The organism is Stenotrophomonas sp. LST15-1-1.1, assembly GCF_040815575.1.
Classification (GTDB): Bacteria; Pseudomonadota; Gammaproteobacteria; order Xanthomonadales; family Xanthomonadaceae; genus Stenotrophomonas; species Stenotrophomonas lactitubi_B.
In genome coordinates, this window is the sequence record NZ_JBFPNJ010000001.1 from 629,590 (window position 1) to 644,811 (window position 15,222).

The window sequence follows — 15,222 nt, forward strand, 5'->3', positions numbered from 1 at the left end:
GCCGCGCCGCCGGGCTGATCCGGCGGCGCGCGCCTCCTTCCCCGATCTTCCCCCGCACCACCGCAACAGGCCAGCGCCAGGCCAGGGGGCCGGCTGGCCGGAGAGAAAGACCATGAACCATTCCACCGTGCTGCCGCCGGCAGCGCTGTCGGTCGCGCTTGGCCTGCTGTTGACCAGTGGCCATGCCGGCGCCCAGTCCACGTCGTCACCGCCTGCGCCACTGAGCCATGCCCAGCTCTCGCAACTGGTGCAGCAGCAGGCCGTGCAGATCCAGCAGCTGGAGGCGCGCCTGCGCGCTGTCGAGGGCGGGCAGGGCACTGCAGCCCCATCTTCGGCAACGGCGACGGCAACGCCTGCGGCTGCGGCTGCGGCTGCGCTGGAAACCCGGGTGGCCGCGCTGGAATCGGGCCAGTCGAAACAGCCCAAGGTGTCCTGGTCGAAGGGCGCGCCGGAGTTCAGCAGCGCCGACGGCAACGTCACCTTCCGGCCGCGCGGTCGCCTGTTTGTTGATGCCTCCAGCACCGACCGCTCCGCGGTGAACGATCGCAACCTCTCCGGCACCGAAATCCGTTCGGTGCGCCTGGGCGCCGAAGGACGTTACGGCATTCTCGGCTGGGCCGTGGAAGGCGATTTCGCCGACAACGACGTGGCCTGGAAATCGGTCTATGCCACCGTCGATCACCGCCTGTTCGGCCTGCCTGCAGACCTCACCGTCGGCAACCGCCTGAACGATCGCGGCATCGACGGCTCCAGCAGCACCTCCAACACGCCCTTCCAGGACCGCAACGTGGTGGGCACCTTGATGCTGCCGCAGCGCGGGCTGTTCGGTGTCGGCCTTACCGAGCGCGTGTACGGCAAGGGCTGGCACGCCAGCCTTTCGGTGGCGGGCAATGACCTCAACAACGCCGGCACCGACAACGACAGCCAGACCTGGGCCACGCGCGTGCACTGGAACCCAATCGAGAGCTCCACCGCGACGGTGCATCTGGGCGCATGGGCCTTCCACGAGGAGATCGCCGCCGGCGCCAGCAGCGTGGTGCGCAGCTCGGCCATCGCCGGGCATTTCAACGATCTGGTCAAGATCACCCCGGGCGCGCTGCTGGGCGCCGAGCGCAGCACCGGCTATGGCGCGGAGCTGGCGGGCTTCTTCGGCCCGGCCTGGGCGACGGGCGAGTGGGGCACGCGCAACCTGCGTGGCGCCGATGCCAGCGGTCGCTACGACCTTGACCACCAGGCCTGGGCCGTCTCGGCCGGCTGGTTCCTGACCGGTGCCATGCCAGCCTATTCGGGCAAGGCCGGCACCTGGGGCCGGGCGAAGGTGGCGGACCCGGTCACGCGCGGCGGCAGGGGCGCTTGGGAGCTGAAGGCACGCTATGAAGACGTGGATTACGCCGAACTGCCCAGCGGCGGTACCGGCCACGCGTGGACGCTGGGCACGAACTGGTACCTCAACGATTTCAGCCGCGTGATGTTCGAGGCCATCCGCTGGCAGACGAACAACCGCAGCGGCACCGGGCCGGGAAAGGACGAAGGCACCACCTTCAACACCCGCCTGCAGGTGGCGTTCTAGGCCAGCACTGCGCCCGCGCCCTGATCAGAGCAACAGCAACGCCCCGATCAGCGCGGGCGGCATCACCAGCGCGCCGACCCGCAGGAAGTCGAGCGCGCTGACATGCTCGCCTTCGCGGCGCAGCGCCACCAGCCACAGCATGGTGGCCAGCGAACCGGTAACCGACAGGTTCGGGCCCAGGTCCACGCCGATCAGCAATGCCGCACGCGTCTGCGCCGGCAACTCGGCCATTTGGCCCAGCGAGCCGGCCGCCAGACCCACCGGCAGATTGTTGGCCACGTTGCTGAGTAGTGCGGCCGAGGCGCCGGCCAGCCAGCCAGCCTGGTGCGGCGAGGTCTGCGCCAGCGCCTGCAGGTTGCTGGCCGCCAACTGGATGACACCGGTCTGCGCCACTGCTTCAACCAGCACGAACAGGCCGGCCACCAGCGGCAGCACGCCCCACGACACGTGGCGCAACAGCGGCAGCGGGCTGTGCCGCTGGCGGATCGCCACCACCGCTACGCTCAGCGCGCCTGCACAGAAGGTGGCCAGGCCCAGCGGGCCGTTCATTGCCGAGGTCACCAGCAGCACGGTGCCGGTGAACAACACACCCAGCGCACTCAGCCGACCACCCTCGGTAAGCGGGCGATGCTCGGGCGCGGCGGCCAGCGGCTGTGCGATCTCACGTCGATGCACCCAGCGCAGCACCAGATAGGTGGCGCCGATCGCAGCCAACGAAGGCAGCGCGAACTGCGCCAGCCACTGCAGCAGCGAGGGCATGTGGTCGCCGTACACCACCAGGTTGGCCGGGTTGGAAATGGGCAGCACGAAGCTGGCCGCGTTGGCGATGAACGCGCAGACGAACAGATAGGGCAGGGGATTGGCGCGGGCCGCCTTGCATGCCGCATAGACGGCGGGCGTCAGCACTACTGCCGTGGCATCGTTGGACAGGAACACCGTCACCACCGTGCCGACCAGGAACACCAGATCGAACAGGCGCCGCCCCGAGCCGCCGGCATGCCGCACCGCATACAGCGCCAGCCAGTCGAACAGGCCCTCGCGCCGCGCCAGCTCGGCCAGCACCATCATGCCGATCAGGAACAGATAGACGTCGCGCCCTTCGGCCACTGCATGCCAGGTCGTGCCGAGCGACACCGCCCCGAGCAGCGGCAGCAGCGCGGCCGCGCCCAGCGCCCACACGTATTCCGGAATGCGGAAGGGGCGGAACAACAGGCCGACGGTGGCAACGGCCACGGCCGCCCAGATGATGAGGGGGGAATGGGAAGCGAGCATGGAGTACGTGGGGGTCTCAGCGGCACCGGCGCGTAGCCAACAGCAACGCGCGCGCTGCATCGCGGCAAGTGCGAGAAAGTCGGCATCATACCCGGTCGATGGTTCACGCCATTCACCGTGACGCGTCACGGTAATTGCGATTCCGGACCCCCACAGCGCAAGGGGTAGTGCCGGCCGCTGGCCGGCAAGACGCCATGCGATGCCCGCCGCGAGTCGAATTTCCCCGCATCCTTTCTGCCCATTGGATTCAGAGCAAATTCACCCGCAGTCCAGCGTAATCCGGCCACCCGCCACCGCTCTCGATCACCATCCTATGCAGACGTTTTCAGTGAACCAGCGGAGATCTTTCGGTGGCTGAATTCCTGCGGACAGGCACCCTCCTGGCAGCGCTGCTACTGATCTCTGGCGCGGCCTTTTCCTCGACGCCTCCTCGTATCGCAATCTATCGCGGCGACGCGGGATGCGATGACTGCTCAGAGACCGTTCGACGTTCGATCGAAGCATCGGGGAAGTACCAGGTGGAGTACGTCGGGCCGGATGAGCCGCTGGACGTCATCCCTGAAAACCTGAAGCGCTTCGACCTCTACATCCAGCCTGGTGGAGGCCAGAACATCCCAGCGGCGCTTCGAGCCTTAGGTGGGCAGCGTTCCAACGCCATCAGGGAGTACGTAGATCAAGGCGGTCACTACCTTGGCTTATGTATGGGCGCGTACTTGGCGGACGCGAACAATCTCGGCTTGATTGACGAGGAACTGGACAGTGCCGTCGGCCGTCCCGGCTTCCCGGTGCATTCGATTGACGACGCTGCCGTTGCCGTGGAGTGGCTTGGGCATCAGGATCAGATGTTCTTCCAGGACGGGCCCTATTTCCCTGCATCCCCCTCAGCTGGGTTCAAGGCGCTTGGGCACTATGAAAATGGCGACATAAGCGCCGCCGCGTATCGCTACGGTTCGGGAAAAGTTGTTCTGACTGGCCCGCACCCGGAGGCAGGCCGGGCGTGGTTTGAGCAAGCCGAAATCCCAGTGAGCCAAATGCCAAAGTCTGATGTGATGGGGAGCGTTCTAGCCGAGGCCCTGGCGCGATAGCTTTCGTCACTCACAGCGCTCATCCTCAGGCACGCCGCCGGCGACCATCAGCAATAATCGATCCTGCACGGTTGGCTCCTGCACGCCCGCCAGGAACTGCTCCAGATAGCTCAATGGGTGCAGCGGCCACTCCAGCGTGGCCTGCAGGTAGAAGATCGCAGGCGCCCGTCGCCCCGCGCCAAGTGGCAACCTGATCAACAGCAGAGGGGGCTGCCTCTCTACGTACAGAACCGGCACACTCCTGCACTGGATCTGGAAGGAAGACGCTGCGTTCGGCCCGTCTGTCAGCTCGAAACCGTCCCGTGCCCGCGCCTCTGCGAATCGGAGTGCGTGGCGGCGCAGCGTCGAGAATGTCTCATCGGATACGCCCCGGTACGCGAGGATCTCTGGCTCTTCAGGCTCTAGCCAATGAATCCGTGCTGCAACGACCAGCACCAGAAAAAGCAACCACATCATCCCCTGGTGCACCTTCACCAGCGGAGTGCGCACAACCAGCGTGCACTTCACCAGAGCAATCCTTCAGCCTTCAGGCTGCAGCCGTTCGCTTGCGTGGGCTGCGAGCCCCATACCGGCCATGATCAGCCCTTCCATCACCCGGTCGCCGACGTACTGGTCCGGCTCGCCGTTCTGGCGCGTGCGTTCGGCGGCGAGCAGCACCTCCAGTACCACGCGCAGGCCTGTCAGTGAGCAATCGGTATCAGCCAATGCCATCTGCCGGCCACGCAGCTGGTGGCGCTCTGGCCAGGGCTGACCGTTGGCGGCAACGCCCGAGCCGATGCTGTGCAGCAGCGCGATAAGGGTGTTGGGATCCACGGCAGGCCCGGCGGAGGGTGCCTCGTGGATGGGCTGTGGGGCAGGGGAGTAGGGCGTGGTCATGGCAGGGCTCCTTGCGTGCAGGCAGAAGCCGCCACCGATAAAGGTGGCGGACGATGCGTGGCTCGAAATCCGGCGTACGATTAAACCGGTGGACACAAGGCCCCCACGCACCGCCCGCCATAGCCGGCAGACGGATTGCCAGCCGACACCACGCGGAGGTGGTGCCGACTGGCAAGCGCAAACATCAATCGTACAACCGGGATTTCGAGCCCCGACCACCGATGTTCGGTGGCATGGCAAGGAATACGCCCGGTTGTGCGCGATGCCAAGGGGTTGAGGCTGAAGCCGTCAAAACCCGTGACGCTTGCGGCATTGTTGCATAGTGGTGAGTTAGCACGAGATGCTTGTCAGACAGGACGTTGCTGCCGTCAAGGGAAGAATTTCTGCCTGACGATGACAGGGTTAAGCCTGCACTGAAAGTGCGCCGATTCCGACATGGAAATCGGCTGTCTCGTCCGAAATGTGCCATGCAATGGCTGGTGCGATAGCATGCAACACTCCGCAGGACGCGAAGGAAGACATGGCCATGGCAATGGACACGCAGTTCCTGGATGAGACCCCAATTGCCCCCCAGTTGCAGGTCGAGACACTGACCTTCCATGGGCTGTACACGCGTGTGCAAGGTCTAGTCGACCGCAGCATTTACCCAAAGCCAAGTGGCATTGAGCGCTGGTCGATGCGCATTGCGGTCATTGCCGCCATCGTTGGTATCGTCAGCGGAGTGTGGCTCGTCCACTGGGTGCCCGTCAGCATTCTGCTGCCGATCACGGTGGGGTGCCTGCTGGTCGAGATTGGCGGCTTTGCCGTCAATGGGGTACTGAGTGTGCTGAGACAGTATCAGCAGTACCTGCAACCCAGGTTGTCACATGCCAAAGAGATGGACAGCGAATTCGCACAGTGGCGCGCGTTGGTGGGTGAACTGCAGCGCTTCCCGAAGATCGAACGGGAGCAGAGGCTTCGCTTCGCCACGGCACTCAGGGCCGGCATGGTTGATCGCATGGGTCTGCTGTATGGCGGACTTCAGCGACTGGGGCCATTCCCCCTGATTGTTGCATTGTTCGTGCAGTATCAGGCCTGGAAGAAGGGCGGCTGGGCAGGTGTGTTCGACGTCGGATTGGCGGGAGGCATCCTTATCTTTTTCATTGCGCTACTTTACGTCGCCGCCTGGCTCCTGATCGCTCAACGCACTCGACTGGATGCCTACATAAACCTGCTTGAGGCATCTCTACAGGAGCATTCACCACCTGATCTGTAGTGTCTGCTCGCTTGCCTACTTGATGGCGCAACGTCTGCAGAGAGTGCCGCTCTTGTGGCGATAAGGAAGATTTATCGGAGTTGAGGAGCGGCAGCTTGCGGCCTGAAGCCGCGGCCGCGGAACTACTGGTAGTGCAGGTGGCCCAACTCAGTTGATGGCCGGTGAGGTTGCTTGCGCCGGGTAGGCAGTTGCGAGCGTTCACGCTCGCCGCCTATGATTGATAGTCTCCAAGAGGCGCTGGCCATCATGCTGAAGTCCCATGAGGTAGAAATGAGCAGGGAAGCTTTGATTGACGCCCTGCGGTATCTGGGCGGCTTGAAATTTGAAGGCAAGACTTGCTACGCGCAGGTACCGGTTTTTGTATCGATTGGCAGGAGGAAATTGATCGAGATCGAATCCTGCTTGGTACGATTTATTCACGATACGAACTACCACAAAGTTCAGATCGACGACTTGGTCGATCATGATTTCCATGCGGAATTCTCGGTTGCTTGGCAGGAAATGAGCTTTGATGAGGATGATGGCGTTCTGCTAATCGAAGGGACGAAGCAGGGGACAAAAAAGAGGTACAGGATGCATCTCCACCTTCATGGCGAGCAAGCTTTTCGCAACCTATGATGTTTCAGTCAATCTGAGCGACTTCATCACCCAACCTTGCTGGACGTACTGCCGTTCGATTCCAGGGTCAATCGCCGGAGCTGATCGCGCAATGACAATATTCATTACAGGATGACGCGTGGATCTCAAGAGGATAGTGGATCAACCGTTGGCGCTTGCCATTGAGTGGTTTCAGAGAATCGTCAGGCGCCCGTTCTCCAACCAGCTTTCAAAGACAGCCGTTTGGATCGGCGCGCTCATTGTCGCTGCCCCGCCGCTTGAACATCTGCTCATTTCCACACTCCTGGAAAGAGTTCTTGGCATCGATATTGGAATAGAAGCACCCGACCGCTATGCATACATTGCAGGCACAACGGTCATTGCCCTTGGGCTACTGAACCACCTTGCGTACATCTTCTTGAACTTGAAGCACGAGAATGAGCAGGGTGAGGCGAGAGTGTCCGAATACAGAGAACTCTGGAAGCGGATTCACAAGATGACAGACAGCACTCTTCGGCTTTCAAATCTGTACTACGGCACCTACAGAGATTCAGATCAGGTGTATCTGAGCAAGGCGCAGGAAGACACTACTGAAGTTCAGACGTATGTCGGGCTCAACAAGCCATTTCTTCCATCGCAGGAAATTGTGAGCAGATCCCTGGCGCTGGCCAGAGACTGCCGCAGTGAGGTCGAGGCCTTTCTTGGTGTTATTGACATGAAGAAGAATCCCTCATCGAACTATAGTCTGGCGCGCGCTCTCAAAGATGCCTCTGATGCAGGTGGGCGGATTGAGGTGGACTACGAAGAGCTGAAAGCGCTTATTTCCGATGAGGTTGGCCGCCTGAAGACTCGCTGATCAAGCTACTGAAGAGCGTCGCTCCTGCTCGACCATTCGCAGGATGCCCGAACAGCCGCCCCGTGCTTGGCATCCGGCACCTACGTTTTCGCTCGCATGTGTGCGCACGGCGCTGCTGACATGCCCCCCCCCCCCCCGGCCAACGTGGCAAGCCCGAAGCGATCAAGATCGGGGGCGGGTCAGCTGCATGACACCATAGGGCAGGGCTGCATTGATGGAAGGTGATGCATGGAGTGCACCTAGGGGCCACCTCTTTTGGGGCTAAACAATAGGCTGTCGCCGCGGTAGATCAGGCAGGCCTTGCAGGCGATGCTGCGCAGGCACAACGCTTCTTCAACGGCGGCGTTGTCACCGCTGACCACGGCCACGTCCTGGTCGCCGATCAGCTGGACCGGGCGCCGGAAGACGTCGGCAGTGTGGCTATCATCAGCGGTAGTATCGGCGGCGAGGGTCAATGGTTGAGTCAGGCCTCGGATTAGTCGGATATGGAAATTGGGTTCAACTTTAAGGGCAAGGAGATCAGTGTATGTCCAGAAGAAGCGTGTGGAAGGCCAAGGGGGCTAGCCGACGGCAAGATGACGAAATTGCGAGGGATCTTGATGACGCTCCGCTGGTTTCCGGCATCGAGGCAAGGCTTGCGGAGCTGACCGATCCTGAGCTGTTTGGCAACGAGGCTGGGGACGATGAGGATCCGGAGGTGCTCGCGGGCTATTTTCTTGATAAGGCTGCCTTTAAGCCATTTTATTCGGATTCTCAGCGGCTTCAATTTGTCAGGTCTAGAAAGGGAATTGGAAAATCGTCACTACTGAAAAGAACGTATTACGAGCGGCGGCGCCAGAAGGAGGCTGGGCTATGCATTTACGTCAAGGCATCGGATCTGATCGCACTGCAAGATGTGCGAGGCGAGACACCGGACGAAATGATCTATGGGTGGCAGCAACGGATTTGCACGCTTGTTAATCGAGAGATGGGGTCCATTCTGAATGTCGGATTCACCGACGACGCTATCTCTCTGATTGAGTCATCGGAGCTCGCCGGATTTCGCGGCAGGAACTTGATTAGCGCGCTCTTTGATAGGCTTAGTGTAAAAATGCCCGGCGTGGATATTGGCAGGTCTAGAATCGAAATTGCTGATCAACAGCGCTTGCTGCAGCGGTTCTTGGATAAAACAAAATCCGTAGATGTTTGGATTTTCATAGACGATGTCGACGCGACGTTCGTAAATACAGAATCGGAGCGACTCAAGGTAGGGACGTTCTTTAGTGCATGCAGGAACTTGGTGACGTCAATAAGTGGCCTCTACATTCGTGCGGCCGTTAGAACCGACGTTTGGTCGGTAATAGCGCAGTATGATGAGGCGCTTGATAAGTGCGAGCAATACATGCTTGACCTCGCCTGGAGTACGGAAGAGACAGGGCGAATTCTTGAAAACAAAATTTATAGCTTCTTCAGTAGACGTTATCCTCACCACAAACCATATGCTCTCCGCAGGGCTGATTTAGAAAGGCACGAGATAAGGAAGTGGATTTTTAAGGAGCCCTTCCCTTGGTCGGGGCGCCATCTCGAGTCATTTCGCCCCATACACATCCTATCCGGCGGACGTCCACGATGGGCGGCTCAGCTGTGCAAGATGGCAGCCAGGGATGCTTCTGCAAAAAGTGCAACTCGGATTTCGATTGGCCACATTAAGGCGATCCTGCGCAACTATGGAACGCTGAGAATTAGTGATCTTTATAAAGAGCACAGGCATCAGTGTGAAAGTTTGCAGGCAATTATTGAGAGCTTCAGCGGGGGAAGAAAGCGATATACTACGACTGAGCTTCTGGATCACATTGGGGAAAAGATCGTTGTTCGCGGAGGAATCCCAAAGATCGACGGCGTTTCGTCCGCCCGCGGCAGCCTTTCAATCGCCAATTTCCTCTTTAGATGCGGCTTCATCTGCGCTCGAAACGAAGACGATTCTGCCGGGCTCGGCTTTGTTCGCTACGAGGAGCGCCCCAACCTCCTGTCTAGTGATCTGAATCTAGATGATGGGATGGACTGGGAAATTCATCCGAGCTATCGTGAAATCCTAAAGATTGAGTCTGGGTCAAGCTTTGGCGATGGCTGATGCGAGCCGCTGAAAGATGCGGCAATGAGTGGAAAATTACTTCGATATTTCGGCTGTTCGGCGATTCCCTGGCCAAGGGCGCAATCCATATATTTGCAACACTTGTTACGAGCACGCTTCGCGCTATTTATTGAAAAGGCTTCGCGTCAGATTGGCGCGAAGCCTTTTCCTTTAATAGATCTCATAATGGAGCTCAGCTTATTGAACTGCCTAGAAGAGGCCCGCCCCTGTCGAGTGAAGCGCCGCGCACTGGACGGGCAAGTCCGTCGAGCAGCGCTATCGGCGGTTGGGTGTCCCGAAAAGTGCCGAACGACCGGGATCAGATCCGCGCTCCCGCAGGCGGTCGGCAGCGCTGCCGCGAACGCTAGGCGAACTGCAGGGCGAACTGGATCAACAGGAGCTACTTGCATAGAGAGTAGGGGATGGAGATCTGGAACGAAGGTTTCGTTGGCGCAATCTTTTGCGCCGTGGTGGCGGCGCGTCCCTGCTTGGAACTTGATCGGCGCCTAATGGTAGCGCCCCTCGTATCGCACACGCCCAACCGCCGTTCTCGGTGAATTCTGGGAGCCCCGGCAAGGCACTCGCGCGTTGTCGCATGTCGGGGACCGCTAAGTCATGTTGCATGTTCGAGCTGATGGCCTTCAGGAGTGAACATGTGCTCACCGTGGAACTCGAAACCAGCCCAAGGGCTGGTCAGGTCAATTCGGTCGTGGGGGTCGATCCAGATCATGCTGCAAGCTCATCCTTGTCGGGGGAGCTTGTAGGGAGGCAAGAGCCAAGCCAGGGCTTCAGCCATTGCCAAGCAGAACCAGCGAAAGCAGCCCAACACAGCAGACTGTGTCGGACATGTATAATTTCGCATAATGTATATTATGTTCACAACGGACCAGCAGTGAGCTCCAGCCTTCAACCTCTCATCCCAACGCCTCGTACATCGTCAGAGCCGCAGTTGGACCAGAGCACCTGCGGCAATCGCGTCCATGCGATTACGAACAGCCACGCACAGTCAGCCAGCCCTGCAGCACACCCCAGCCTCAACCCGCACGCACGTCAGCAACGAGCCAGGCAGCATTCCGAACCGGGCAAACGTTGAATTCTGAGGGCCATCCAGGCCCTCAGTCCTGCAGATTTCAACAGACCGCAGCCCCGCATTCACCGTGACGCGTCACGTTAATTGGCACTGCCAGAACCGTCGGCCACCCCAAAGTACTCACGGATCAGCGCCTTGTTCTCGAAGAACGCGTCCAGCACCAGGTACAGGAAGTAGCCCCCGTTGACCTGGAAATCGATTGGAATGTGCGCGCCATCGATCTTGAACGTCTTGTACCGGGCATTGCCCTTGATGCTGGCGTCCTGCCGGCGGCGTGCATGGTCGGCTTCGGAATACAGGATGTACTCGTGATCGAGGTGGTAGATGACCTCCTGCCCGGCGGCTCCAGCGAACTGCAGGTGCACCACCTGCGTCACCACCTGGCCATCCAGCGCCGGCACGTCGGCGCACAGCTCTTCAAACGTCATGCTCGGCGGGTTCTGCTCGATCTTGATCCAGAGCGCGTCGTCATAACAGCTGTCACCATAGAACTTCGACACCGACGGCGCCTGCAGATCCGTCAGCTGGAAGGATTTGCCGAACTCCAGCGCTTCAAAGCTTGGGATTGCGTCCAGCGCTGAGTTGATGGCGAAGGCAATGCTGGGAACGCGACTGTCGTCACGCATCGACTCGATCGCGGACAGCACCGGCCGAGGCACCTCAATGCCGAAATACAGACCCCAGCCCTCATGTGAAAGTCCCTGGAATGCCTGGTCGTTCACAATGCGCAGTGGCTTGCTGAGTGAAAGCAGTCTGTACTTGGCGAACTGCTGGTCGGTCACCGAAAGGTCAACGCCCCTGCCCTTGTAGATCGCCGCCAGCTCGCTTGCAAAGGGGGCGCGGAAACGATCAAGCAGCCCTCGCCTGTCCAGGTACTCCTGGTAAAGCAGCGCCCCGATCTCGAACATTTGGCCATGTTGATCCACGTAGGCCTTCGCATCCTTGTCAGGCTGAAGCTGCTGGCAGCGTTGCACGCGCAGGTCGCGGACACCCGGCCAAAGCCCATCGCACATCGCCAGGAATGCACTGAGGGAGTCCACTGCAGGCCGACGGTCAAGCGCTTCGATCTTTGCCTTCTCGATGTGGCAGTCGCGACCGGCCGCCTCGGCGTCTTCCACTGCCGCTTGCAGTTGCCTCAGTTCCCGTTGCAGTTGCCGCTGGTACGTCGAAACGACGCGATCCTCGAGCGCACCTGCCGCATGCGCCGCGTCCAGTTTCGGGAACAAAGCGTTCAACAGCAGCGGTGAGCGGGCTACGAACAACGCATCGAAGATCGACAGGGTGCCGGACGCATCCATCCGACGTTGCAGATCGGCGTTGCGGATATCAGAGAAGCAGGTGTCCATGGCTCAATACACTCCTTGCAGACGTTGTTCAGAAGTTGGTAGACGCAACAGGCTACTTCGCTACGTCCTGCCGGCGCCGATTCCGACATAAAGCTCCAACTTTTCCTAATTGCGCCCTAGGAAAAGTCTCAAAAATCGAACGTTTTCGATGCTCGACGCGACAGGGGCGTCAGAATGCTCACCACGCCACTCGGCGCTGACAGCACTCCTGCGCATGAACGGATTCCCTGCACCGCGCCGGCTTCGCCTGGCCCTGCTAGATGACCATGACGTTGTCCGCCGCGGCACGGCTTTTCATCTCGGCAACGACAGCCGCTTCGAGATCGTTGCCAGCCACAGTGACAGCCAGGCCTTCGTGCTGGCCCTGCAGCAGTGCCACGCGGATGTGGCGATCATCGACATCACCTTGGCGCCGGGTGATATCAGCGGCGCCGAGCTCGTCCAGCACCTGCGACAGGTGCTGCCGCGGGTAACGCTGCTTGGCTTCGCTGGGCAGAACTCCGTTGCGATCATCAATCACCTGCTGGATGCAGGGATCAGCGGCTTTGTCGGCAAGTCCGAACCTTTGACCGAACTTTCCGACGCGGTTGTACGCGTGGCCCAAGGGCTCTGCAGGATTCCGCCGTCGTGCAAGCTGCTGACCCCCTGCGATACCCTCAGCCGCAATGAACGCGAGGTCATCCGCCTGGTCCTGGATGGATTGACCGTCTCGGAAATTGCATTGCACCGGCACCGCAGCATAAAGACCGTCAGCACGCAGAAAATCGCCGCCCTGCGCAAGCTCGGCCTGCGCAATGACGCGGAGATCTTCGCCATGCGGCAGCAGCTGGAGGCTCTGTGACCGCGCTGTTGAAGCGCGCCCGAACACTCGCACTGCTGGCGCTGCTCACCTTGCTTCCCTGTACGTCTGCAGGCGACATCCCGCACGGCGAATGGGCGGCTGGACGTGAGGTCCGGGTAGCCGCGGCGCCGACACTGCACCCTACCCCCGAAGATGCCGCCAACCCGGAGGTGCTGCAGACGCTGGCGCATGGCTATGCCGCGCTCGTCACCCGCCATTCCGGCCTGGTCTTCGTCGAGGTCCCTTTTCCCAGCACTCTCGCCGCGATGACGGCTGTCTGCGAGGGGAAGGCTGATCTTGTGCTGGTGCAAGGGGCGGGCGATGGCGCGCGCCTGCCCTGCCCCAACCTCGCGCCCTCGCGCAGTTTTCATGGAGGTGCAAGCGTGCTCGCCGGCCGCATTGGCGAGCGCCTGCCGCGGCGGATTGCCGATGCCGGCGCGCTGCGGATCGCTGCCGTTGAAGGAGGCCCCTATCCGGCGTGGCTGGCCGAATACCACCCTGCAGTGCATGTGCTGCCGCATCCCAGCATGCGGGCGGCACTGACTGCCGTCGATGCCGGCATTGCCGACGCTGCCATCGGCCTGGAATCCACTGCGCGTGCGATGACACGGCGCCACTTTTCCCACAGCCTGCGGCTGCAGAGGCTGGATGCCAATTTCCCGACGCAGCTGCATCTTCTTGCCCGGCGCGAAGACCAGAAGCTGCTTGATCGTATCGAAGCAGCACTGGATGACATCACCGTCGAAGAACATGCCCAGCTGCTGCAGTACTGGGCCCAGCAGGGGCTGCCGGCTGCGTTCGGCCAAAAGGTGCGCGAAGGCCTCGATGGCGCTTCGCTTTGGCTCATCCCCGTCGCCGCTCTGCTGCTGACGTTTCCGTTGCTGGCTGCACGCAGCCTGCGCCGGCAGCAGGGCCTTGACCAGAAACAGGTGCAGATGACCGGCATGATCAGCCACGAGGTCCGCAACTCAGCCCAGGCGATCATGACATCCATCGATCTGCTGGGTCAGGCGCCACTGCCAGCCGGGCAGCGCGAGCTGGTCGCCGCCGCCGCCAATGCCAGCCAGGCACTGCGCGGACTGCTCGATCGCACATTGGATTTCTCTCGCCTGGCCAATGGCACCTTCCGGCCAAAGCGGGTGTCATGCGACGTTCCTGCGATCTGCACGCAGGCGCTGCAGGCCATTGCGCCCCAGGCGCAGAAGAAGGCGCTGAGCCTGCATCTGTCCGCGCCGCATGCGCCCTTCCCGATGCTGGCAACGGACCCGGACTGCCTGCGCCAGCTGCTCGACAACCTGCTCGGCAATGCCGTCAAATTCACCGACGTCGGCGGCGTTGAACTACGCCTGCAGGTGGATGCCCCAGCAAAGCCCGCATCGCTGCTGATAGAGGTCATCGACAGTGGCATCGGCATTGCGCCCGCTCAGATGGCCGACCTCTTCAAGCCCTTCCAGCAGGCCGACGCGGGCAGGCAGCGCGGGGGCAGCGGGCTCGGCCTCTCCATCTGCCGCACACTGGCCGAAGCCATGGGGGGCACTCTGGACGTCCATAGTGTGCATGGCCGTGGCAGCCGCTTCATTCTTCATCTGCCCGTGCAGCGGGTGCGCGAGGAGGCGCAGGCCACTTCTGCAGCCTCCGCCCCGCCCCATCTGGCCGGCATGCGCGTGCTGCTGGTCGAAGATCACGTGCTGAATCGCCGGGTGATTGCCGCCCAGTTGAGGCAATGGGGTGCGACGGTGCTTGAGGCTGCCAACGCCGCCGACGCATTGGCGGCCCAGAAGGAATCGCCCTGCCCGCTGGTGATGCTGGACATCGGTCTGCCCGGAATGGATGGTTATGCGCTGGCGCGGCAATTGAGGTTGCTTGAGGCGGGAGGGATGCATCGCAGCCGACTGGTTGCACTCTCCGCCTTCGCCGGTGACGACCACGCGCTGCGCTGCCACGCGGCTGGCATCGACGCGGTGCTGGTCAAGCCGCTGCAGATCGATGCGCTGCTGGAGGCGCTGGATCTACCTGTGACGGCCGGCACCAACGAGGGCATTGGCCACGAACTGGTGGCCGCCTACGAAGAAGATATGGATCGCGAACTGCAATGCCTGCACGAAGCGATCGATCATTGCGATGCCGTGCGGCTGCGCCATCACGCGCATCGACTGCAGGGGACGCTGCAGATGCTCGGCGCGGGCGGCATGGCGGGGCTTGCCGGCGAACTCTGGGAATTGGGCGACTGCGTGCCACCCAGGTGGGGCGAGGCGCGCCAGATGCTGGCCGAGATGCAACGCTGGCGCGGCTCCCGGAGTACGGAAGCCACGCCGGCAGCCTGA

At 61.3% G+C, this 15,222-nt stretch carries 13 protein-coding genes; 8 read left to right on the plus strand and 5 right to left on the minus strand.

The window, feature by feature from the left end; translation table 11 throughout:
- Positions 1-112: 112 nt before the first annotated feature.
- Positions 113-1,570, plus strand: coding sequence for an OprO/OprP family phosphate-selective porin (locus tag MRBLST15_RS02870; RefSeq protein ID WP_367785175.1), 1,458 nt, complete (start codon positions 113-115; stop codon positions 1,568-1,570).
- 24 nt (positions 1,571-1,594) lie between these two features.
- Here MRBLST15_RS02870 and MRBLST15_RS02875 read toward each other — a convergent pair whose 3' ends face one another.
- Positions 1,595-2,842: an arsenic transporter gene (locus MRBLST15_RS02875; protein WP_367785177.1), complete on the minus strand. Its 1,248-nt coding sequence runs from the start codon at positions 2,840-2,842 to the stop codon at positions 1,595-1,597.
- Between the two features lie 350 nt (positions 2,843-3,192).
- Between MRBLST15_RS02875 and MRBLST15_RS02880 the strand changes: the two genes are divergently transcribed.
- Positions 3,193-3,927: a BPL-N domain-containing protein gene (locus MRBLST15_RS02880; protein WP_367785179.1), complete on the plus strand. Its 735-nt coding sequence runs from the start codon at positions 3,193-3,195 to the stop codon at positions 3,925-3,927.
- Positions 3,928-3,933: 6 nt separating this feature from the next.
- Here the strand turns inward: MRBLST15_RS02880 and MRBLST15_RS02885 are convergent, their stop codons facing one another.
- Both MRBLST15_RS02885 and MRBLST15_RS02890 read right to left on the minus strand, forming a co-directional pair.
- Complete coding sequence (locus tag MRBLST15_RS02885; protein WP_367785181.1) at positions 3,934-4,434, minus strand: hypothetical protein; 501 nt, start codon at positions 4,432-4,434, stop codon at positions 3,934-3,936.
- Between the two features lie 12 nt (positions 4,435-4,446).
- Entirely contained in the window at positions 4,447-4,803 is a 357-nt protein-coding gene (locus tag MRBLST15_RS02890; protein ID WP_230109560.1) for a hypothetical protein, read from the minus strand.
- A 526-nt stretch (positions 4,804-5,329) separates the two neighbouring features.
- On the opposite strand from MRBLST15_RS02890, the gene MRBLST15_RS02895 reads away from it, so the two are divergent.
- The 3 genes from MRBLST15_RS02895 to MRBLST15_RS02905 all read left to right on the plus strand — a co-directional run bounded on the left by MRBLST15_RS02895 (position 5,330) and on the right by MRBLST15_RS02905 (position 7,511).
- The gene (locus MRBLST15_RS02895; RefSeq protein WP_367785183.1) at positions 5,330-6,058 is read left to right on the plus strand and encodes a hypothetical protein; all 729 of its coding nucleotides are present in this window, start codon (positions 5,330-5,332) and stop codon (positions 6,056-6,058) included.
- Between the two features lie 213 nt (positions 6,059-6,271).
- Positions 6,272-6,676 (plus strand): hypothetical protein, encoded by a 405-nt coding sequence (locus tag MRBLST15_RS02900; RefSeq protein WP_367785185.1) that lies wholly within the window; start codon positions 6,272-6,274, stop codon positions 6,674-6,676.
- Between the two features lie 118 nt (positions 6,677-6,794).
- Entirely contained in the window at positions 6,795-7,511 is a 717-nt protein-coding gene (locus MRBLST15_RS02905; protein ID WP_367785187.1) for a hypothetical protein, read from the plus strand.
- 239 nt (positions 7,512-7,750) lie between these two features.
- On the opposite strand, the gene MRBLST15_RS02910 is transcribed toward MRBLST15_RS02905, so the two are convergent.
- Positions 7,751-7,966 carry a hypothetical protein gene (locus MRBLST15_RS02910; RefSeq protein WP_367785538.1) on the minus strand — a complete coding sequence of 72 codons (216 nt, stop codon included), beginning with the start codon at positions 7,964-7,966 and terminating at the stop codon, positions 7,751-7,753.
- Between the two features lie 71 nt (positions 7,967-8,037).
- On the opposite strand from MRBLST15_RS02910, the gene MRBLST15_RS02915 reads away from it, so the two are divergent.
- Positions 8,038-9,621: a P-loop ATPase, Sll1717 family gene (locus MRBLST15_RS02915; protein ID WP_367785189.1), complete on the plus strand. Its 1,584-nt coding sequence runs from the start codon at positions 8,038-8,040 to the stop codon at positions 9,619-9,621.
- 1,170 nt (positions 9,622-10,791) lie between these two features.
- Here the strand turns inward: MRBLST15_RS02915 and MRBLST15_RS02920 are convergent.
- On the minus strand, positions 10,792-12,057 hold the full coding sequence (locus MRBLST15_RS02920) for a hypothetical protein (RefSeq protein ID WP_367785191.1): 1,266 nt from the start codon (positions 12,055-12,057) through the stop codon (positions 10,792-10,794).
- A gap of 148 nt (positions 12,058-12,205) precedes the next feature.
- Between MRBLST15_RS02920 and MRBLST15_RS02925 the strand changes: the two genes are divergently transcribed.
- Positions 12,206-12,898 carry a response regulator transcription factor gene (locus MRBLST15_RS02925; RefSeq protein WP_323054333.1) on the plus strand — a complete coding sequence of 231 codons (693 nt, stop codon included), beginning with the start codon at positions 12,206-12,208 and terminating at the stop codon, positions 12,896-12,898.
- A complete protein-coding gene (locus tag MRBLST15_RS02930) occupies positions 12,895-15,222 on the plus strand; it encodes an ATP-binding protein (protein WP_367785194.1) in 2,328 nt (775 codons plus the stop codon). The genes MRBLST15_RS02925 and MRBLST15_RS02930 overlap by 4 nt, the downstream gene beginning before the upstream one ends.